The sequence below is a fragment of the Thermus albus genome (assembly GCF_022760855.1).
Lineage (GTDB): Bacteria > Deinococcota > Deinococci > Deinococcales > Thermaceae > Thermus > Thermus albus.
Genome location: NZ_JAKTNR010000017.1, coordinates 1 through 19,439, shown reverse-complemented (window position 1 = coordinate 19,439; position 19,439 = coordinate 1). Strand labels below are relative to the sequence as shown.

General features: G+C 63.2%; 18 protein-coding genes and 2 pseudogenes. 13 read left to right on the top strand and 7 right to left on the bottom strand.

Translation table 11 applies throughout. The features are described from left to right. Positions 1-1,028: pseudogene (locus L0D18_RS11560) on the top strand (cobyrinic acid a,c-diamide synthase CobB); the annotation flags it as partial. A gap of 170 nt (positions 1,029-1,198) precedes the next feature. On the opposite strand, the gene L0D18_RS11555 reads toward L0D18_RS11560, so the two are convergent. The 3 genes from L0D18_RS11555 to surE all read right to left on the bottom strand — a co-directional run bounded on the left by L0D18_RS11555 (position 1,199) and on the right by surE (position 4,207). Continuing rightward, positions 1,199-2,707 carry an alkaline phosphatase gene (locus L0D18_RS11555; protein WP_243029212.1) on the bottom strand — a complete coding sequence of 503 codons (1,509 nt, stop codon included), beginning with the start codon at positions 2,705-2,707 and terminating at the stop codon, positions 1,199-1,201. 62 nt (positions 2,708-2,769) lie between these two features. After that, entirely contained in the window at positions 2,770-3,480 is a 711-nt protein-coding gene (locus L0D18_RS11550; protein WP_243029210.1) for a glycosyltransferase family 2 protein, read from the bottom strand. Continuing rightward, positions 3,473-4,207, bottom strand: a complete 735-nt coding sequence (surE, locus tag L0D18_RS11545; RefSeq protein ID WP_243029208.1) for a 5'/3'-nucleotidase SurE — start codon at positions 4,205-4,207, stop codon at positions 3,473-3,475. The genes L0D18_RS11550 and surE overlap by 8 nt, the downstream gene beginning before the upstream one ends. 269 nt (positions 4,208-4,476) lie before the next feature. Here surE and L0D18_RS11540 point away from each other — a divergent pair, with 269 nt between their 5' ends. Both L0D18_RS11540 and L0D18_RS11535 read left to right on the top strand, forming a co-directional pair. Further along, the gene (locus L0D18_RS11540; RefSeq protein ID WP_243029207.1) at positions 4,477-4,962 is read left to right on the top strand and encodes a VIT1/CCC1 transporter family protein; all 486 of its coding nucleotides are present in this window, start codon (positions 4,477-4,479) and stop codon (positions 4,960-4,962) included. Positions 4,963-4,985: 23 nt separating this feature from the next. Next, a complete protein-coding gene (locus tag L0D18_RS11535; protein ID WP_243029205.1) occupies positions 4,986-5,504 on the top strand; it encodes a DUF421 domain-containing protein in 519 nt (172 codons plus the stop codon). On the opposite strand, the gene L0D18_RS11530 is transcribed toward L0D18_RS11535, so the two are convergent. Further along, positions 5,501-6,451, bottom strand: coding sequence for a PIG-L deacetylase family protein (locus L0D18_RS11530; RefSeq protein WP_243029204.1), 951 nt, complete (start codon positions 6,449-6,451; stop codon positions 5,501-5,503). The genes L0D18_RS11535 and L0D18_RS11530 overlap by 4 nt on opposite strands. A gap of 84 nt (positions 6,452-6,535) precedes the next feature. On the opposite strand from L0D18_RS11530, the gene L0D18_RS11525 reads away from it, so the two are divergent. The 5 genes from L0D18_RS11525 to L0D18_RS11505 all read left to right on the top strand — a co-directional run bounded on the left by L0D18_RS11525 (position 6,536) and on the right by L0D18_RS11505 (position 10,916). Continuing rightward, on the top strand, positions 6,536-6,997 hold the full coding sequence (locus L0D18_RS11525; protein WP_243029203.1) for a hypothetical protein: 462 nt from the start codon (positions 6,536-6,538) through the stop codon (positions 6,995-6,997). Positions 6,998-7,380: 383 nt separating this feature from the next. Next, entirely contained in the window at positions 7,381-8,229 is an 849-nt protein-coding gene (locus L0D18_RS11520; RefSeq protein ID WP_243029202.1) for an SDH family Clp fold serine proteinase, read from the top strand. Next, complete coding sequence (locus L0D18_RS11515; protein ID WP_243029200.1) at positions 8,226-9,140, top strand: c-type cytochrome; 915 nt, start codon at positions 8,226-8,228, stop codon at positions 9,138-9,140. Before L0D18_RS11520 ends, L0D18_RS11515 begins: the two co-directional genes overlap by 4 nt. Before the next feature lie 307 nt (positions 9,141-9,447). Beyond that, positions 9,448-10,281 carry a sulfite exporter TauE/SafE family protein gene (locus L0D18_RS11510; RefSeq protein WP_243029198.1) on the top strand — a complete coding sequence of 278 codons (834 nt, stop codon included), beginning with the start codon at positions 9,448-9,450 and terminating at the stop codon, positions 10,279-10,281. A gap of 233 nt (positions 10,282-10,514) precedes the next feature. Beyond that, positions 10,515-10,916 (top strand): hypothetical protein, encoded by a 402-nt coding sequence (locus L0D18_RS11505; protein WP_243029214.1) that lies wholly within the window; start codon positions 10,515-10,517, stop codon positions 10,914-10,916. 31 nt (positions 10,917-10,947) lie between these two features. Here the strand turns inward: L0D18_RS11505 and L0D18_RS11935 are convergent. Together L0D18_RS11935 and serA are read right to left on the bottom strand one after the other, a co-directional pair. Further along, positions 10,948-11,247, bottom strand: a pseudogene (locus L0D18_RS11935) (ATP-binding cassette domain-containing protein); the annotation flags it as partial. Positions 11,248-11,437: 190 nt separating this feature from the next. Then, the gene (gene serA / locus L0D18_RS11495; protein WP_243029196.1) at positions 11,438-13,003 is read right to left on the bottom strand and encodes a phosphoglycerate dehydrogenase; all 1,566 of its coding nucleotides are present in this window, start codon (positions 13,001-13,003) and stop codon (positions 11,438-11,440) included. 99 nt (positions 13,004-13,102) lie between these two features. On the opposite strand from serA, the gene L0D18_RS11490 reads away from it, so the two are divergent. The 3 genes from L0D18_RS11490 to dtd are packed head-to-tail and all read left to right on the top strand — an operon-like array spanning position 13,103 to position 15,251. Then, entirely contained in the window at positions 13,103-13,945 is an 843-nt protein-coding gene (locus L0D18_RS11490) for a DegV family protein (protein ID WP_243029193.1), read from the top strand. Then, positions 13,929-14,771: a DegV family protein gene (locus L0D18_RS11485; RefSeq protein ID WP_243029191.1), complete on the top strand. Its 843-nt coding sequence runs from the start codon at positions 13,929-13,931 to the stop codon at positions 14,769-14,771. The genes L0D18_RS11490 and L0D18_RS11485 overlap by 17 nt, the downstream gene beginning before the upstream one ends. Positions 14,772-14,783: 12 nt before the next feature. Next, a complete protein-coding gene (gene dtd / locus L0D18_RS11480; RefSeq protein ID WP_243029189.1) occupies positions 14,784-15,251 on the top strand; it encodes a D-aminoacyl-tRNA deacylase in 468 nt (155 codons plus the stop codon). On the opposite strand, the gene L0D18_RS11475 is transcribed toward dtd, so the two are convergent. Further along, complete coding sequence (locus L0D18_RS11475; RefSeq protein WP_243029186.1) at positions 15,238-17,985, bottom strand: bifunctional diguanylate cyclase/phosphodiesterase; 2,748 nt, start codon at positions 17,983-17,985, stop codon at positions 15,238-15,240. The genes dtd and L0D18_RS11475 overlap by 14 nt on opposite strands. 562 nt (positions 17,986-18,547) lie before the next feature. Between L0D18_RS11475 and L0D18_RS11470 the strand changes: the two genes are divergently transcribed. Together L0D18_RS11470 and L0D18_RS11465 are read left to right on the top strand one after the other, a co-directional pair. Further along, on the top strand, positions 18,548-18,874 hold the full coding sequence (locus L0D18_RS11470; RefSeq protein ID WP_243029183.1) for a LexA family protein: 327 nt from the start codon (positions 18,548-18,550) through the stop codon (positions 18,872-18,874). A gap of 122 nt (positions 18,875-18,996) precedes the next feature. Further along, complete coding sequence (locus L0D18_RS11465; RefSeq protein ID WP_243029181.1) at positions 18,997-19,395, top strand: hypothetical protein; 399 nt, start codon at positions 18,997-18,999, stop codon at positions 19,393-19,395. The last annotated feature ends 44 nt before the right edge of the window (positions 19,396-19,439 follow it).

Genomic DNA, 19,439 nt, shown 5'->3' with positions numbered 1-19,439 from the left:
TTTGACGGAAAGGACCCTTGGGGCAAGGTGGGTTCCACGGCCCAGGTGGCCAAACTCCTTCAGGCCCCTGTGGTCCTGGTGGTGGACGCCTCCGCCATGGCCGGCTCCATCGCACCCCTGGCCGAGGGCTTCCGGCGCTTCGACCCGGAGGTCCGGGTGGTGGGGGTCTTCGCCAACCGGGTAGGGGGGTACGGCACGCCGAACTCCTGCGGGAGGCCCTTGTCCGGGTAGGCCTGCCCCTTTTGGGCTGGCTTCCCCAGGACCCCGCCCTGAAGATACCCGAACGCCACCTGGGCCTGGTGCTGGCAGGAGAGGCAGCGCCTCCCCTTACGGCCTTGGCCCAAACCCTCCACCTGGACCTCGAGGGCCTCCTTCACCTGGCCCAAGAGGCGGAACCCCTTCCCCAAGTGCCTCCTTTCTTGCCCGAAAGGCGCCCTTCCCAGGTGGCGGTGGCCTACGCCTGGGACCGGGCCTTCCACTTCTACTATCCTGAGGGCCTGGAGCTTTTGCAGGCCTTGGGGGCAGAACTCATCCCCTTTAGCCCCCTGGAGGACCCCGCCTTGCCCAAGGCCCAGGCCCTCCTCCTGGGAGGGGGTTACCCTGAGCTTTTCGCCGAGGCACTCGCGGGAAACCGGGCCATACGGGAGGCCATCCGCCGTTTTCCAGGCCCCATCGTGGCGGAGTGCGGCGGATACATGTACCTCTCCCAGGGCCTTTGGGTGGGGGAGGGCTTCTTCCCCATGGTGGGCCTGGTTCCCGGGGAGGCCCGTATGGCCGAGCGCCCGGTGCTGGGCTACCGGGAGGTGGAGGCCTTAAGGGACAATCCGCTAGCCCAAAAGGGCGAGGTTCTCAAGGGGCACGAGTTCCACTATGCCCGGATGGAACCTTCGCCTAGCCCTGCCTGGCGGGAGCGGGAAGGGGGACAGCCGGAAGGGTATACCGACGGCAGGGTGCTGGCCAGCTTTGTCCACCTCTACCTACCGGGAAGCCCCAAGGCAGCAAGGCGGCTTCTCGGTTGGGGGGGACGGTTTAGAAGTTGGCCCACCGCTTGGTCCCCCTGCTTTTCCAACCCGCTCCGACGCCCCAGCCCCTCCCCGAGCCATCGTGGGAGGGGCCCGCACAGGGAACGGAAGCAGGCCCTGCCCGCGCCCGAAACGAAAAGCCCCGGGGGGCACGACCCCCGGGTCAAGGGGAACGCCTAGGCCCAGACATCCTCGGGGTGGGCCATGCCCACGGGCCGGGCCTTGAGGATCTCCAGGGCCTCGTCCTCGCTCATCACCGGGTTCTGGTAGCGGATGCCCAAGGCCTCCCCCATGAGGCGGAAGACGTGGGTGTTGTCCAGAAGGCCCAGGTGGAAGGGGCGAAGCCCCTGGCCGTAGAGGGCCAGGACCACCGGGCTTGCCGTGTGCTGCCCTGAGGACCAGCCGATGTTGGGCCGGTCGGGCCTCTTGGCGTCCTTCTGCACCATGGCCCAGGAGAGGGTGTTGCTGGGCTGGACGCCGTAGCGGACCCCGTCGGGGCGGTAGGCCTTCTTGGCGATGGCCTCCACCACTATCTGGGCCTCGGCGTCCTCCAGGACCACCCCCTTCAGGGCCCGGTAGGCCTCCTTCACCTGGCCTGCATCAGGGTTATTGCCCAAGGCCCGGAGCATGTACTCAAAGCTGGCCTTCTGCCCCTCCAGGAGGTCCAGGCCCAAGGAGCTTTCCAGGTAGCTCCGGCCCGTCCCGTAGAGGGCCCCCACCCCGGTGGCGTGGTCGGAGACCAGGATGAGGAGGGTATCCGGGTTCCGATCCACAAAGGCGGTGAGGAGCTCCAGGGTCTCGTCGGCCGCCAGCACGTCCCAGAGGGTGGCGGCGGGGTCGTTCAAGTGGTTGGCGTGGTCAATACGGCCCGCCTCTACCTGGAGGGGAAAGCCGTTGCGGTAAGAGGGGAGCCTGGATAGGGCCGCCTGGACCATCTCCTTGGGGCTTGGCACCTTCACCCCCTGGAAGCGGCGGTCCACCTCGTAGGGCACGTGGCTATCCGAGAAGACCCCTAGGAGCTTGCTGGCGTTGGTGCGGAGGAGCTCCTCCGGGGTGCGCACCACTCCGTACCCCGCCTGGGCAAAGGCGGCGTACAGGTCCTTCTTGTCCTTCCGCTTCTCGGGGTTGAAGAACCGATCCCCCCCGCCCAGGTACACCTCGGCCCCAAAGGCCAGGTACTGCTCCGCGATCTTCTCCTCCGCGTTCCGGTCGGGGTTGGAGATGACGAAGCTGGCCGGGGTGGCGTGGGTAACCGTGGGGGTCACCACCAGGCCCACCGCCTTCCCCACCTCCTTGGCGGCGGCAAAGAAGGGCTTGAGGGGAGTGCCATCGGCATGGACCGCAAGGCCCCCGTTCATCGTCTTCACCCCGCAGGAGAAGGCGTTGCCAGCCGCACTGGACTCGGTGACGTAGCTGGTGAGGCTATAGGTATTGATGAGCCCGTTGGGGTAGCGGGCGAGAAGCCTCTCCAAGGCCAGCACCCTCCCCTGCCGCCTGCGGGCGTAGGCCTGGGCGATGGCATAGTCCTCCCAGGAGAAGCCGTCGTAGACGAAGACGATCAGGTTGCGGTACCTGCGGCCCAAAAGGCTAGGGGTGTTCTGCGGGGCCCCTTGTGCCCCCACCTTGGGCGCCAAGGCCAAGGCTCCGGCCAACACGCTGGCTTTCAAAAGGTCCCGGCGTTTCATCTCGTCCACCTCCCTTTAAGAGACCCCTCGAGGCCTCCTCTTGCCACCTTAAAGGGGACCTGTCAGACGTTGGTCAAGCCCTCTAGGGCCAGGGCCAGATGGTCCTTAAGCACTAAGGGTGGGAGTCCGTGCTTAACCCGAAGCAATTCCAGAACATACCGGCGTTCCTCCCGGTTAGCGCCGCTTAGGTTCTGCCCGTGAAGGCGGATACGAACCCCCATGCCCTTCAGGTACCGGAAAGGAATCCCCTTGCGGTAGGCCCTAAGCCAGAGATCCCAGTCCCAGTAATGGCCCATCCCTGGATCCAGACCCAGCCCCTTTAAGGTCCTCAAGGGCAAGGCGGTGCCCGAGGCGAGGATACGGTTATCCCTTAGGATCCAGTCCCCCATCTCCCCCGGGGAGAAGGGAATCTCCCGAAACCCCAGGTCCAAAACCCCCTCCCCGTAGACCACCGCCTCTTCCCGGGAAAGGACGCGCCAAACCCGGTAAAGGTAAGCGGGGTCCATGAGAAGGTCATCATCATCCAAGAAGAGCACCACCTCTCCCAGGGCCTTGGCCAGGGCAAACTGACGGGCCTCCACCTGGCCCCGCCCTGGGTTGGGAAAAGCCCGGAACCGGGGATCACCCAGGGCCCTCACCACCTCTAACCCCTCCCCTTCCCCATCCTCCACCACCAAGGCCTCGAAGGCGGGAAAGGATTGCGAAAGGAGGGAAACCAAGGCCTGCCGCAGAAAACCCGGCCGGGACCGGGTGGGGATGACGACGCTAATCATGGACTAAATCCGGTTGAAGCTGGGCTTCATCGGTGAGATCCAATCTCAAGGGGGTGGCGGCAATAAAGCCCTGTTCCACCGCCCAGCGGTCGGTACCCTCTTCCGCCTCCTTCAGGGGCTTGGCCGCAAACCAGTAGAGGGGCCTTCCCATGGGATCCTCTCCCGCCACCACCACTCCCTCATAGGACCGCACCGACTGCCGGGTCCATAGGAAGCCCTTGGGCCGGTGGGGCAGGTTCACGTTGACCAAAAAGGGCCGCTTAAGGCGGAGCAGGTTCTGCACCACCCGTTCAACCCAAGGCCTCAACGCTTCAAAATCCGGCGCCTCCCCGTTAACCGGCACGCTGAAGGCGGCCGCCGAGAGACCGAAAAGCCGCCCTTGCTTGGCGGCGGCCACCGTGCCGGAGTGCCAGATCTCGTGGCCCAGGTTGCTCCCTAGATTCACCCCAGAAAGGACCAGGTCCAAGGGGCCGAACAGGTGAAGGCCCAACGCCACGCAGTCGGCGGGGGTTCCCCGCACCCGGTAGGCGGGAAAGTGGGGACCGTCCAAGGGAGAGGGGTGGGAATAGGCCCGCACGGGGTGGGCGATGGTGATGGCATGGCCCACCCCACTTTGCTCCACGTCCGGGGCTACCACAAACACCTCCCCAAAGCGGCTCGCCGCCTGGGCCAAGGCCCAAAGACCAGGGCTAAAGATGCCGTCGTCATTGGTAACCAGGATCCGCATGCCCCCATGCTAGGAGAAGCAGGTCATGGCAGGGTCAAGAATAGGATTCTGGGATGGAGTCCAAGGATCCATGTTGCCGGTCTGGGGTGGTAGCCAAGTTGAGGGATGATCCGGAAACACCTGGAAAGGCAAAAGCCAGCCAGGGGTTATCTCTTGCCACGGTGGCCCCCTGTGCCGGCTTCTTCCGGGGATGGGCCATGGGGAAAGGGAAACTAGATGATAGTAATAACTAGTTGCATTTAATGAACATGGATGCTACACTCTCCACCATGAAGCCCGCAAACACCCGCCTAATCCTCCAAGTGGTCCAGCCAGGCCTGCTTGGTCTTATGGACGGCTCAGTCTCCACCCTAGCTCCCCTTTTCGCCGCTGCCGAGCTTACCCGGCAGCCCCATAGCGCCTTCCTGGTGGGCATGGCCGCTGCCCTCGGTGCCGCTCTTTCCATGGGTCTCGCCGAGGCCTTATCCGATGATGGGCGGCTTTCTGGACGCGGACATCCTTTTCTTAGGGGCTTCGTTACGGGCGTGGGTACGTTCCTCGGAGGGACCTTCCACACCCTTCCCTTTCTCATCCCCAACATCCAGCTGGCGCTTCTCCTGGCCTCAAGCGTGGTGGTCCTCGAGCTCTTGGCTATTGCTTGGATTCGCTACCGCTATATGGGAAGCCACTTGGGAAGCACCATCCTCCAGGTTTTGGTGGGGGGCCTTTTCGTTTTCCTGATAGGTCTAACCTTGGGCCGCTTCGGTAGCAGCTAAAATGTCCGCCTTATCGTAGGGGCATGAGACCGCACTTGCTGGAAGCCCTGGGGGATCCCCTGACGGTGGTCTTCACCCTTTTTCGAATCCTCTTGGTCTACCTAACCCTTCTCATCCTTCTGCGGCTCAGCGGGAAGAAGGTCCTCGGGCAGATGACCCCAGTGGACCTCCTCACCCTTCTCCTGCTGGCCAATGCGGTGCAAAACGCCATGATCGGCCCCGACAATAGCCTTACGGGTGGGCTTCTGGGGGCCGGGCTGCTCTTGCTTCTGGATAGGCTTCTCGCCCGTAGCCCTCTTAAGGGAGCATTCCTGGGCCAACCCACCCTTCTTGTCCACGACGGGAGGCCCATCACGGAGAACCTGGCGCGGGAGGGAGTGGACCTCGAGGAACTCCTCGCCGCCTTACGGGAGCACGGGGTGGCAGCGCTAAAGGATGTTCAGGTTGCCGTGCTGGAGGTAGACGGCACCATCAGCGTGGTGCCCAAGGATCACCTCACCCCCAAGCGGCTTCGCAAGGTGCGGTCCAGCCGCAACCGCTAGGGGCTAGCCCCGCTGGGGGGCATGGCGAAAAGCTCGTTCTTTCGCACAAAGGCCTCCATAAAGCGCCCTAAAAGCTCCATCTGGCTGCGGTGCGCCTTTAGGGCCTGGAGTTTAAGGGCCTCTTCCTCAGGGCTAAGGTCCAGGCGCCTCCAGGAAAGCCCCCTTCCCCTCGGGGGCGGCTCCAGGTACAGCCCCGGGTGCAGCCCCTTGGGCAAGGGCCATTCCAGACCCCCATGGACGATATAAAAGCGGAGCCGGGAAAGCCAGCCCCGCTCCCCTAGAAGCCTAAGGGCCATGTAGGCGGTGGCCCGGTGGTCCACATGGGCATCCTCTGGGGCTGGGGCCACCACCAGATCCGGTTTGACCCGGTCCAGTATGCGCCTCATATCGTCCTCCCAGGCCTCCCCGGTGTAGGGTGCTCCTGGGGAAAGGGTGCCCGGATAGGCCATCCGGTCCAGGTGGGTGGCCGGCGAGCGGTAAGGGGTGAAGAAGTTCTCCAGGAACATATGGAGGAGGCCCCGGTCGGGATACCCCAGGAAGAAGAGGCGGTCTTGGGCCACCCCCAACGCTTGGGCTGCTGCCCTGGCCTCCGAAAGGCGTCTTTCCGCCAGTCGCCTCAGGTCTTCCGGCCACGGCCTTAGGGTGCGGTCCAATAAGGCGGCATCCCACTGGAAGCCATCGCCCAGGGTCATCCAGGCGATGAACACCTCTCCACCCGCCCTCTGCACCTTCTGGATCAGGCCCCCTGAGGATAGGACCTCATCGTCAGGGTGAGGGGCCAAAACCAAGAGGCGAAGGCGGAAGTCGCCCTCCCAGGGAGCCATCCTCCCCACCTGGCCCCGGTAGTACCAGAGGTAGCCCTGCTGGAAAAGCCAAGGGGCGTTGATGAGCAGAAAAAGGGCCAGGCCCAAAAGGACCAGGAGCCAAGGCCAGGAAAGCCGTACCATGGGTCCAGTCTACCCAGAAAGTCCGCCCTCCCCGTTTCAGGTTCTCTACAGGAAATGGGGTTTTCTTGGGAGTTGGAGGTGTCTATGCGCAAGTGGCTTTGGCTTTCTGCTCTTTTGGTCAGCACGGCCCTAGGTCAAGCCCCTGATCCCAGCCAGTACGGCTTCCCCCAGGTGGTGGCAAGCCTCCTGGTCCAACCCTGGGACTACGTGCGGATGGGGTTGGGGAGCCTGGTGCTAACGGTGCCCAGCGGGGCCTTTGGGCGGGACCCGGTGCGCCTTGAGGTCCTCACCGGGGATCCTAGCGTGTGGCAGGCGTACGCGCCTCAAGGCCAGAAGGTGCTCCTCGCCTTCGCCCTCAGGGTTACGGACCTGAAAACGGGCGAGCGCGTCCTCACCTTCGCCAAGCCCCTTCACTTTGCCTTTTACTCCAAGGATATCCGGCCTCAGTCCCTCTACCTCAATGTAACCTTCACCACCCCACCCACGGTAACGCCCAACCCCGTGAAGCCAAAGATCCAGATCTTCCCCCTGGGCCCGCGGCACTAAAACGGTAGGTTAGCCCACCAGATCCAAGGGAGCGGCGTGGGGTGGCTGGTCACCTCACCCGTGAGCGGGGATTGACGGGAGAGCATCTTGGGAGGCCATAGGATGGCGGTGGGGGTTGGGCACGGCTCGAGGCGGGAAGGAGTTAGGGTTTTGCCCCCCGATCGGGGGCTGGAAAACTGGGGAAGAGAGCCTACCGGCTTTGGCCGCGGCCTTACCCCCACTCCCTTCTTTTCTCCGGGGGGGCCCCTAAGGTCCAGAGCCCGGCCAGGGGACGGGTTCCCCGAGGCCGGCAACCCCCCGTGGGGTCCTTTAAGCCTATGCCTAGGACGCCCCCTCCCTTGCGCCACCCCTCAAAGCCCGGGTAAAAGATTTAAGGAAAAGCTATGGATATAGGCGGAGTTATCAACAGCCTTTTCTGGCTTTTTCTTATCTTCACCTTTTTAAGTCCCTACCTGCAGCGCCAGGCCCTCGAGGCGGCCCGTACCCGCCAGATCCTGAACCTGGAGAAGAAGCGGGGGAGCCGGGTCATCACCCTGATCCACCGGCAGGAGGCCATCAATCTCCTGGGAATTCCCGTGGTCCGCTACATCGACGTGGACGACTCCGAGGAGATCCTAAGGGCCATCCGCCTGACGGACCCCAATGTCCCCATTGACCTCATCCTCCACACCCCTGGGGGGCTGGTCCTGGCGGCGGAGCAGATCGCCATGGCCCTCCTCAAACACCCCGCCAAGGTGACCGTCTTCGTCCCCCACTACGCCATGTCCGGGGGAACCCTCATCGCCTTGGCGGCCGACGAGATCGTCATGGACGAGAACGCGGTGTTGGGCCCCGTGGATCCCCAGATCGGGGAGTACCCGGCAGCAAGCCTCGTGGCCCTGGTCAAGACCAAACCTTTGGAAAAGATCGAGGACGCCACCCTGATCCAGGCCGATATTGCCGCCAAGGCCCTGCGACAGGTTGGCCAACTGGTGGAGACCCTGCTGGCCAAACACCTTGACCCCGAAAGGGCCGCCACCACCGCAGGTCTCCTTTCCCAGGGCACCTGGACCCACGACTACCCCATCACCGTGGGAGAGGCCAAGGGGTTGGGGCTTCCCGTTTCCACCACGATGCCCCAGGAGGTCTACGCCCTCATGGCCCTTTATCCCCAGACCCAGGCCAGGCGTCCCAGCGTCCAGTACATCCCCCTTCCCTACGGCAAAGGGGGCAGAAAAGGAGGCAGAGTATGAAGCGGAAAACCCCGGATCTGACCCAGGCCATCCTCCTGGTGTTGCTGTTGGCCTTTGCGGCTACCAGCTTCTACTTTGGCACTCGCCTTTTGCTCCAGAGGCAGGCCGAGGGGAGCGGGGGCGTGGGGTTGGCCAAGGCCAGCGGTCCGGTGCCCACCCTACCGCCGGATTTCCCCGAGAGCTTGGACCAGGTCATCGCCCTGGGCAAGGACATCTTCATGAACACCAAGGACCATCCCCTTAGCAAGGCCTATGTGGGCAACGCCCTGAACTGCACCTCTTGCCACCTCAACGGGGGGCAGGACCTTAAGGGACTCCCCCTCATAGGTACCGCCACCGCCTTCCCCGCGTACTCCCCCCGGGAAAAGGCCGTGATCTCCCTGCAAAACCGCATCGAGGACTGCTTCATGCGCAGCATGAACGGTACCCTGCCACCCCTGGGAGGCCCGGTGATGGTGGCCTTGGAAGCCTACATTGCTTCCCTTTCCCAGGGAATGCCCCTGCACATGAACCCCCAAAGCCCCACAGGCCCCAACGCCTTAAAGCCCCTCGCCGTGGACTGGACCCAGGCCGACAGCCAACGCGGCCAGAACCTCTACCAGGCCAAGTGCGCTGTCTGCCACGCAGCCGACGGCCAAGGACAGGTGGGACCTCCCCTCTGGGGGCCGAGATCCTACAATGCCGGGGCCGGGCTTGCCAACTGGAAAAACCTGGCCGCCTTTATCCACGGGGCCATGCCCTTGGGCAACCCCAACCTTTCCCCCGAGGAGGCCAGGGATATCGCCGCCTTTGTGGACAGCCAACCCCGCCCCACCTTTGACCTGAAGGCCCACCTACCGGGCCCAGATGGCCTGGGGGTCTACACCTCCAAGGTAGCCGAGGAGGTGAAGAAGGTGGAGCCCGTGAAGTGAGGCTGTGCGCCCGGGAGGCGAGGGCCCTGCCCAATGCCTCTTGGTTACCCACAAGGGGTCCTGAGCGGTGTAGGATGGGGCGCGTGGAGCAGGGCCCGCACGGGAAAGGATGGGAACGCGAAAGAGGGGAGGGGCTAGCCTTTAGGGAATCCCCAAGCCATAGGAGGGGGGAGGAGGGGCTAACACCAACCCTTGGCGCAACCCGCCTTCTCTCCTGCAGGTTAGGCCAAAACGACCCGCCCAACCCTTCCCGGCTACCCAAGACCCTTGCTAGGGATTCTTGGGGTTTTTCCGCCCCTTTCGGAAGATGAATCTAGCCACCTTTTGCCTAGAAGTGTTTCTGGGAAGCGTGCTGGCTGGTCTGGTGGGAGCCCTCACGGGCCTCGGCGGAGGCGTGATCCTGGTTCCCCTCTTGGTTTTGGCCTTTAAGGTGGACCTCCACCATGCTTTAGGCGCCTCCTTGATCTCGGTGATCGCCACCAGCAGCGGGGCAGCGGCGGCCTATGTGCGCGAGGGGTACACCAACCTTCGCCTGGGGATGTTCCTGGAGCTGGCCACCACCTTGGGTGCCGTCTTGGGGGCCAATCTTTTGGGGATCCTGCCCAAGCGTTGGGTGGCCTTAATCTTTGGCCTGGTGCTCATCCACTCCGCCTACACGGGCTACCGAAACCGGCAGGTGGATGGACGCGACGTGGGTCCCTCGGATCCGCTGGCCCGGCGGCTCCGCCTCGAGGGGACCTACCCCACACCCCAAGGTCTTAGGCCCTACGGGGTGCATCGGGTATTACCCGGATTGGGCCTTATGGGCTTGGCTGGCGTTCTTTCCGGGCTTTTGGGCATCGGCTCAGGGGCCCTCAAAGTTTTAGCCATGGACCGGATCATGGGGCTTCCCTATAAGGTCTCCACCACCACCTCCAACTTCATGATCGGGGTCACGGCGGCTGCCAGTGCCGGCATCTACCTGAGAGAGGGATACATTAACCCCGTGCTCAGCTGCCCGGTCGTCCTGGGGGTGCTCGTAGGTGCTTTCCTGGGGGCTAGGATCCTTCCTAAAAGCCCCGTCCCCCGTCTACGCCTTCTATTCGCCGGGGTGATTGCCCTTTTGGGCATCCAGATGCTTCTCCAAGGGATACGGCCGTGAGGCAGATGGAGCTTTGGCTGCCTTGGGCACTAGGAGTAAGCGTGCCGCCAGCCGCTACTTTTGTCTCTACCCGGAGGTGGCTGGCACCTTATGCGGCCAGGACCTAGGGGACAGGACCACCCTAGGGTTGCCCACGCCCCTTTAGACCCGGCCCTCCGAGTTATACTGAACCCATGCTCCAAGGGGTAAAGGCATGGGGCAAGCGCCTATCTATCGCCTACCTTTTGTTGGGCATGGCCCTGGGATCCAGCCTGGCTTGGGCCCAAACCCTCCTGGAGGCCACCGCCACGGTGGCCCTGGCCTCCAGCCTGGACCCCGCCGTGCGCCTGCCCACGGGGAGCTATAAGGCCAAAAGCCCCGAGCCCCTCCTCCTTCGCTTCCCCGAGGCCAAGGGGTACGCCCTCGAGGCCTTCGTGGCCAAAGGGATCGCCAGCAGGCTCCATGCAGCCTTCGTGCAGCAGGTGCTCACCAGCTTCGCCGCCGCGGGTTACTTCGTGGAACGGCAGGAGGAAAAAACCGTGGACGGGGAGGTGCGCAGCCTGTACCTGCTTAAGGACAGCCTGGGCCGGTCCGCCATCCTCCTGGTGGTGCGCAAGGGGGAGGAGCTGGTCTACGGCTTTGGGAAAAAGCGCTAAGGCCCGGGAATGCCCCCGCCATCCCCCCTTACTAACGCCATTCCTCCCCCACGATGGCTCCGTCCTCCAGGCGTACGATCCGCTTCACATGCTCCAAAAGCCTGGGGTCGTGGGTGGAGAAGAGAAAGGTCACCCCCTGCTCCCGGTTCAGGGCCTTCATGCGCTCAATCAACGCCAGGCCGTTTTTGGAATCCAGGTTGGCCGTGGGCTCGTCGGCCAAGATAAGGAGGGGCTCGGCGGCCAAGGCCCGGGCCACCGCCACCCGCTGCTCCCCTCCCGAAAGCTGGCGGGGAAAGCGGCCCGCCTTCTCCTTCAGGCCTAAAGCTTCCAGGCCCACTTGGGAGCCGCCAGGCGGGCCCAGGCTCTCCACCACCGCAAACTCCCTCAGCCTCTCCCCCGCGCTCACTATGGACGGTGCTCGCCACCGCGGCGGGTTCTGCCTGGGTTCTGTAGAGGTGGCATGTGCATTACTTCACGATTACCATAGCTTGTGCTAGTCTTCTCCTCTCCCCGACCCACCCCTAAAGCTCCGCCAGGTCCACCCGCTCCAAAACCGGCAAGGCCCTAAGCGCCTCCAACACCTCCAAAGCGGGTTTCTGGTCCACGGTGAGGACAAAAAGGGCCCTTCCCCCCGGCACGTCCCGGCCCAGCTGCATCCCGGCGATGTTCACCCCCGCCTCCCCCAAAAGGGTTCCCACCTGGCCTACCACCCCGGGCCGGTCGTAGTTCACGCAGACCAGCATGTACCCCTCGGGTACCACCTCGAGGGCATAGTCATCTATACCCACCAACCTGGGCCGGCCCGCCATCACCACCCCCCGGGCCCGGCGCTCCTCTTGGTCTGTGGAGAGGCGCACCTCCAAAAGCCTCGTGTACTCTCCCGCCTGCTCCTCCTTGCGGGTGATGAGGCGGATGCCCCGGTCCTTAAGAAGGGGCCTTGCGGAAACCAGGTTCACCATCTCCTCCCCCAAGACCCGGGACAAGAACCCCTTGGCCACGGCGCTGGCGATGGGTTCGGGGTCCTTCTCAAACTGGCCCAGGAAGCTCACCTCTAGGACCTGGGGCCGGCCCCGGGTGATCTGGGCGAGGAGCTTGCCCAGGGCCTCCCCCAGGGGTAGAAAGCCCCTTAGGACCTGGAGGGCCTCGGGGTCAAACCCCGTGTTCAAGGCGTAGGAAAGATCCCCCTCCAGGGTGCGCACCACCCGTTCCAAGACCGCCTCCCCCACCCGGTCCTGGGCTTCTATGGTGTTGGCCCCCAGATGGGCGGTGAGGACCACCTGGGGATGCTTTAAGAGGGGGTGGTCCTTGGGGGGAGGCTCCTCCGCAAACACGTCCAAACCGGCGGCGAAGAGGTGGCCCTCCTCCAAAACCTCCAACAGGGCCTTCTCGTCCACGATCCCTCCCCGGGCGGCGTTCACCACCACCGCATTCCGGGGCAGGAGGTAAAGCTCCCGCCGGCCGATCATCCCCCGGGTTTCCTCGGTGAGGGGCGCGTGGATGGTGAGGAAGTGGCTTTGGCGGAGGAGGTCGGCAAGGTCCTCAAGGAGTTCCACCCCCAGGCTTTCCGCCCGGGTGCGGGGGATATAGGGATCGTAGGCCAAAACCCGCATCTCAAAGCCCTTGGCGAAGCGGGCCACCTGGCCTCCAATCCGCCCCAGGCCGATGATGCCCAGGGTCTTGCCCTTGAGCTCCAGGCCCAAAAACTTCCGGTCCCACTCCCCGGCGCGGATCTTGCGGTCGGAAAGGGCAATGCCCCGGGCCGCCGCCAGGAGGAGGCCAAAGGCCAGCTCCGCCGCCGAGCGGGTGTTGGCCTCGGGGACGTTCACCACCAGGATGCCCAGGCGGCTTGCCGCCTCGAGGTCCACGTTATCCACCCCCACCCCGCCCCGGCCCACCACCTTGAGCCGCTTGCCCCGTTTCAGGAGCTCGGCGTCCACCCGGGTACGGCTGCGGGTGATGAGGGCATCGTAGGCGGGGATGATCTCCAGAAGCTCCTCCCGCCCAATCCCTGGACGATAGTCCAAGAGCACTCCCGGGTACTTCGTATCCCCAAGCCGCATGTCGTCGGAAACCAGAACCCGCCACATATACCCTTGACCCTAGCAGAAACCCACCGCTAGAGCAATAATCCCCCTGCATCCCAGGGCCCACCCGTGGTATCCTGTCCAGGACCAAGAGGAGGAGGTATGAAGGTAGCCCTGGTAACCGACTCCACCGCCGACCTACCCAAGCCCCTACGGGAGGGCCTGGGGGTGCGGGTGGTGCCCCTTTACGTGAACCTGGGAGGGCGCATCTATAAGGACTGGGAGGAGATCTCTCCCGCGGAGATCTTCCAAAAGGTCCGGGAAGGTACCGCCTTTCCCACCACCAGCCAGCCTTCCCCCGAGGACTTCCAGCGCACCTACCAGGAAGCCCTGATGGCGGCCGACCACGTGCTTTCCATCCACATCTCCGCCAAGCTTTCGGGCACGGTCCAGTCGGCGACGCTGGCGGCGCAAGACTTTCCCGGCCGCATCACCGTCTTTGATAGCCAAGCCGCCTCCTTGGGGATCGGCATGATGGTGCTCCGGGCCCACGAGCTACTTTCCCAAGGCCACACCCTGGAGGAGGTGCTTTCGGAGCTAGACCGCATCCGCAAGGACCACTTCGTGCGCTTCAGCGTGGCCACCTTGGAGTTTTTGAAGCGGGGAGGCCGCATCGGCGGGGCCCAGGCTTTCTTGGGCACTCTTCTGGGCATCAAGCCGATTCTGACCCTCAAAGAGGGCCGGGTGGAACCAGCAGGCCGGGCCCGGGGGGAAAGGAAGGCCCGGGAGGAGATCCTTAGGGACTTCCAAACCTGGGCCCAGGGAAGGAAGCGCATCCGAGCCTTCTTCCTCTTTAGTGCCGAGGAGAACGCGGTCACGGAGCTAAAGGAGATGGTCCTTTCCTCAGGCCTTCCCGTGGAGGAGGCCCTGGTGAGCGAACTAGGGGCGGTGATCGCCAGCCACACCGGCCCCGGCACCTACGGGTTTTATGCCTACAGCCTCTAACGTGGCCTTCGTGGCCGACTCCACCCTGGGCCTAAGCCCCGAGGAAGCCCTGAGCCGGGGCATCCATGTGGTGCCCCAGCAGGTGATCTGGAAGGATAAAACCTTCCGCGACCAGCTGGAGATCACGGACGAGGAGGTTCTGGACCTCTTGCGGCAAGGCGAGCGGCTTTCCACCAGCCAAGTGGCCCCCGAGGACCTGCGCACCACCTACAAAACCCTTTTGCAAAGCCACGAACGGGTGCTCTCGGTCCATGTTTCCGGGCACCTTTCCGGCACCGTGGCCACCGCCATAGCGGTGGCCCGGGAGTTTGGGGAACGGGTCAAGGTGCTGGACTCCTGGTCCTTGAACGGAGGGCTCTTTTTGCTCCTGGAGGAGGCCAGGAGGCTTTTGGGAAAGGGCGTGGCCTGGGAACGCCTCGAGGAAACCCTGGCCCCCTACCGGGAAAGGCTTCGGGGCTATGTCCTTCCCCAGACCCTCACCTATCTGCACCGCTCGGGGCGCATATCGGGCCTGCAAAGGTTCGTGGGGGGGCTTCTGCAAATCCTGCCGGTCCTCGAGGTAAAGGGAGGCCGGGTCTTCCCGGCCTCCCGGGTGCGGGGGTTCAAAGAAGGGCTTCGCAAGGTGGCCGAGCTTTTCCGCCGGGATTTTCCCGAGGGGGGGCTTACCTACCTGGCCCATGCGGGCAACCCCGAAGGGGCCAAAGCCTTGGGCCAGGTCCTGAAGGCAGAAGGGGTGGAGGTCTTGGGTACGTTAAAGGCGGGGGCGGCGGTGAGCGTCCACGCTGGCCCTGGCACCGTGGCCCTCTTCGCCGGGCCCAGGCGTTAGGGGGGTAAGAGCATGCGGGCGGTCATCCAACGGGTCACGGAAGCCTTTGTGGAGGTGGATGGCGAAGAGGTGGGGAGGATCGGGCTAGGGCTCCTGGTCCTCCTGGGGGTGGGGCAGGGGGACACCGTGGAAGACGCCTACTACCTGGCCCGCAAGATTGTAAACTTGCGCATCTTCCCGGATGAGGCGGGCAAGATGAATCTTTCCCTGAAGGAGGTGGAGGGTGAGGTTCTTTTGGTGAGCCAGTTCACCCTCTACGCCGAAACCCGCAAGGGCAACCGCCCCTCCTTCGTCAAGGCCGCACCCCCAGACGTGGGAAGAAGGCTCTATGAAGCCGCCATAGAAGCCTTTTTGGAACAGGGGGTACACGTGGAAACCGGCGTCTATGGGGCCCACATGCGGGTACACCTGGTGAACGATGGACCCGTGACCCTTATCCTGGACTCCGAGGCCAGGCCTGAAAAGCTCAGGCCCCGTTGATGGCCTGGGGCATTCCAAAAAAGTACCCCTGGGCATACCGACAACCTAAACGGAGCAACCATTCCCGCTGCTCCTCGGTCTCCACTCCTTCGGCCACCAGGGAGAGCCTTAACTCATGGGCTAGGCCCAAGGAGGACCGTACCACGGCATGGGCCTTGGGGTCTTTCCCGAGTCCGGCTACAAAGACCCGGTCTATCTTGACCATGTCAAAAGGATGGTGAACCAGCGTGTGGAGAGAAGCGTACCCCTGGCCAAAGTCATCCAGAACCAGCGCAAACCCCATCTCCTTAAGGCTCTGCAGTATCCCTTCCACCCCTTGGGCTAGGGCGTATTCGGTGATCTCAAACCGCACACCTTTGCCCTGGAGGCGGGAGGCCACCTCCAACAACCGGGGGTCGCCCAGGGTCTTTGGAGAAAGGTTCACGTGCCAAACGTGCTTGTTGGGCAACCTTCCCACCAGGCGGAGCACGTAAAGGTCTAGCTCCCGTATTAACCCCGTTTCCTCGGCCAAGGGGATAAAGGCCCCCGCAGGCCAAAAGCCATCCTCCCGAGGCCAGCGGACGAGCACCTCAATGGCTACGGGCTCGAGGGTAGAGAGGTCCACAATGGGCTGGCCGAAAAGCACTAAACGCTCCTCCCTTAGGGCCTCCTCCAGGGCTGCCATCCGGTCCATCCGCTCCAGATAAGCGGTTTCCAGCTCTGGGTTAAAGTAGGCGATACCCCGCCCCTTCTTGGCCTGGCGCAAAGCTAGATCCGCCCGGCGCAGAAGCTCGCCCAGCTCCCGCCCATCCTCCGGGTAGACCGCCACCCCCAGTGAAACCCCCCTTGCCTCCTTGGCAAGAGGGCCCGGAAGTGAAGCCTGGAAGACCCTATTGAGCTCCTGGTAAAAGCCAAATACCTGCTCAGGCCCCCAGGGGAGTATGAAGAGGAACTCATCGTCGCCCAAACGGTAAAGCCGCCCTCCCCGAGGCAGAAGGCCTTGCCAGGCCCGAACCGCAGCTACCAAAAGTGCATCCCCTTCAGCCCGGCCATACCTGCGATTGACATCCCCAAACTTATCCAGGGCCGCCAGCGCTAGACTGAAAACTTCACCCTCCCCCCTCCATTCCTCTTCCAAAAGCGCCCGGTTGGGCAGGCCGGTGAGGGGATCGTGGTACCGGAGGTACCGGGCCTGCACCTGGGCCCGCTCCCAGGAGAAAACCATCTCCAGCCAGTGGGCCAGAAAACGGAAGGCCTCCATGGTTTCCTCGGGGAAATACCCATGAAAGGCATCTAAATACAGCACCCCTTTGGCTTCCCCATTCACCTCCAGCCTGGCGTACAGGGTTTCCTTTATCTCGGCAAGCCGGCCCTTCTCCACAAGAAGGCTAGCGGTCTCCGAAGCCAGGCTTTGGACAAACTCCCGTAGCTCCTCCCCCGAAACCCGGCCTATGGAGGCCGGGGCCCTTAAGGCATAAACCTCCTGGGAAGCGAAGGCCACCTCTCGCAAGGCCGGGTCATGCCCCGATAGGGCCACGCATGAGAACTTCCCATCTTGATTGCGCAGAAGGAGGCTCCCCGCTTCCGCACCTGGAATGACCATCAAAACCTCATCCAGGAGATACTGGAAGAGGGAACGGCCCATCCCCTCTTGCAGGAAGCGTTCCAACATGCGGATGAGGGCCCGCTGCATCCCGTGGAGGATCCACTCCTGGGTTACGTTCCGCCCCGTGGAGGCGTAGGCCACCAGTTGACCCCTTGGGTTTGGCAAGGGGGTCAGGATCTTATCCTCCACCAATAAGCGGCCATCCTTGCGGCGGTTAAAGAACACGCTACGGAACACCTGGCCCTTCTCCAAAGTGTCCCAAAGGTGCCGGTAGAAGGCCTCTGGGTGCAATCCGGACTTGAAAAGCCTCGGGGTCTGCCCGAGAACCTCCCCGGGCTCGTATCCGGTCTGGGCAAAGAGGGCAGGGTTGGCATAGGTGATATGCCCTTCCAAGTCCGTGATGAAGACCGACTCAGGAACCTGCTCCACCAGCTGGACCAGAAGGTGGGCTTGGGCTTGCGAGCGCAACCGCTCCAGGTTTTTCCCCGCTAGGCTGGCCAGGTCCCGAAGGATCGCCACCTCTTCCTGGTCAAAGGCATCGGGTTCAGAAGCGTAGATGTTGAGCGCGCCGAAGACCCTTTCCCCAATCCGCAGGGGAAAGGCTGCACTGGAGGCGAAGCCGAAGCTTTGCGCCCGCAAACGCCAAGGGCCGTAGTTGGGGTCCTGACCCACATCCCTCACCACCTGGGGTTCCCCTAGGCGGATGGCCCTTCCCGTGGGGCCTTGCCCCTCCGGGGTCTCATCGTGGCGCACCAGTAGCCCTTCCAGGTACCCCACCGCCCCATCTCTTTCCAGCGGACGCACCCTACCATATGGCAAAGCCTCCCCCACCCAGGCTAGGACATACCCTTCCTCCACCACCAAGGCGCAGAGGCGCTTGAGGTACTCGGCCTCATCCTGGGCCTCGAGGCTCAGCAGGGTGGCTCGGTGAAGGATCCTGGCCGCCCTTTCCGCTCGCTCCTTCAGCACCGCCAGGGCCAATAGGCCCGCAGCCGTTTCCAGCTGGGCGCGGCCTTCCTCCGTGACACGAGCACCCGGCTCGAGGTACAGGTTCAATATCCCCAGAATCCGTTCCCCAACCTTAAGGGGAAGAATGGCATGACCGTGAGAGGGCATTCCCGGATAGCCAATCTCGTGAGCCTCGTCCACCCCCTGGGACCAAAGAGCCTCTCCACATTATGCCCAATTAGCTCCCACTATAGCTCTATCTGAAGCCAATTATACGCATCAATGTAAAACCTGCCCCTCTCACTGTGAGTTTACATCGATCCCCACAGTTGCCAGCGTAACTTTCCCCCTTGCAGAAACTTTTCCGGGCAGGGGGGTTTAGACAGGTGGCTCAGGTTGACTCAAAAGAAGGTATTTTTCCGATCCTCATCGTCTGAGTCAACCGTTGAGTTAACCTTTTTCTTTAAAAGAGAGAGAGAGAGAAATGCTCGTTGACACCGGCACAAAACCTTGAGTCAACCCTTGTGCCGACCCCCCCTTTTTTGAGTCAACCTCCCCTGAGTCGGTAACTTTGTTGGCACAGGGGTTAACTCAGGGGTTGACTCACAGGAAGAAGGCTCCAGGAGCGATCTGAGTTAACCCGTTCCCCATGAGTTGACCTCCTGGCAACTTGGGGGGGAGGAAAAGTTCCCGGATTTTTTCCCCGAGGAGAAGGTGAGTGCATCTTGACATGGCCCCTCGATGGTGTTAACTTACTACTGAAATGACCCTGAGCTTTCTGGCCAGCCTAACTGCGAAGCGCCAGGAAACCCTGAAGGCCTTTCTGGTCTTCCTGGCCAGGGAAGGGCGCTTCCCTACTGGACAGGAGCTGGCCGGAACCATGGGGATCAACCCCGACTCCGTCTGGTATAGGCTCCGGGCCCTTTCACGGGAAGGCCTTGTTTCCCGGAAAGGGGGGGTTTACACCCTGACGGAGAAGGGGCTGGCCACCGTGCAGGCTTTGGGGTCCAGTGTGTGGAAGGACGACGAGGAGGTTCAAAAGGCCCTGAGGCTTCTAGGATATGGAGGTGCCGCTGAGGATAAACGCTGAAGAAGCCGGGAGGCCCCCTATCCCATCCCGGCTTCCCTCCCCGATAAAAGGGGGGTGCAGGTTCAAATACGCCCCTGCCAGCGTCATTATCCTCCGGGCGGCGCAAAACCGCAAGGGGGAACATGGGAATTCCGAAAAAACCGGCTGTTTTACCGCAAGGCGATCCCATCGAAGCCATCGCCCAGGAGATCGTAAAGGCAGATAAGGGTGGCCGTGCTTACGCCAGCCATTTCCGCCGCCTTGCCCTGATAAAGGACTTCGCTTCGAGGGCGGAGCTGGTGGCCTGGCTTGCCGGCCTCTCCGACGAGGAGATCGACTCCCTGGCCAAGCGGTTGCAGGAGGTGGAGGGAAGGCCTCGGCCCCACTTCACCGCCGCCATGAAGCTGGCCCGATCCCTGGCCCAGAGGGAAGCGGAGGAGGCCTCCATGCCTGCCGAGTTCCCTGAGGCCCTCCGCTGGGCCATGTCCCGGGCTGGGATGGGCGTGAACAAGCTGGCAAGGGAGGTTGGCCTGAGACACTAACCCCCTTCCTGTCAAGTACTCCACCCATCCCATACCCCCCGCAC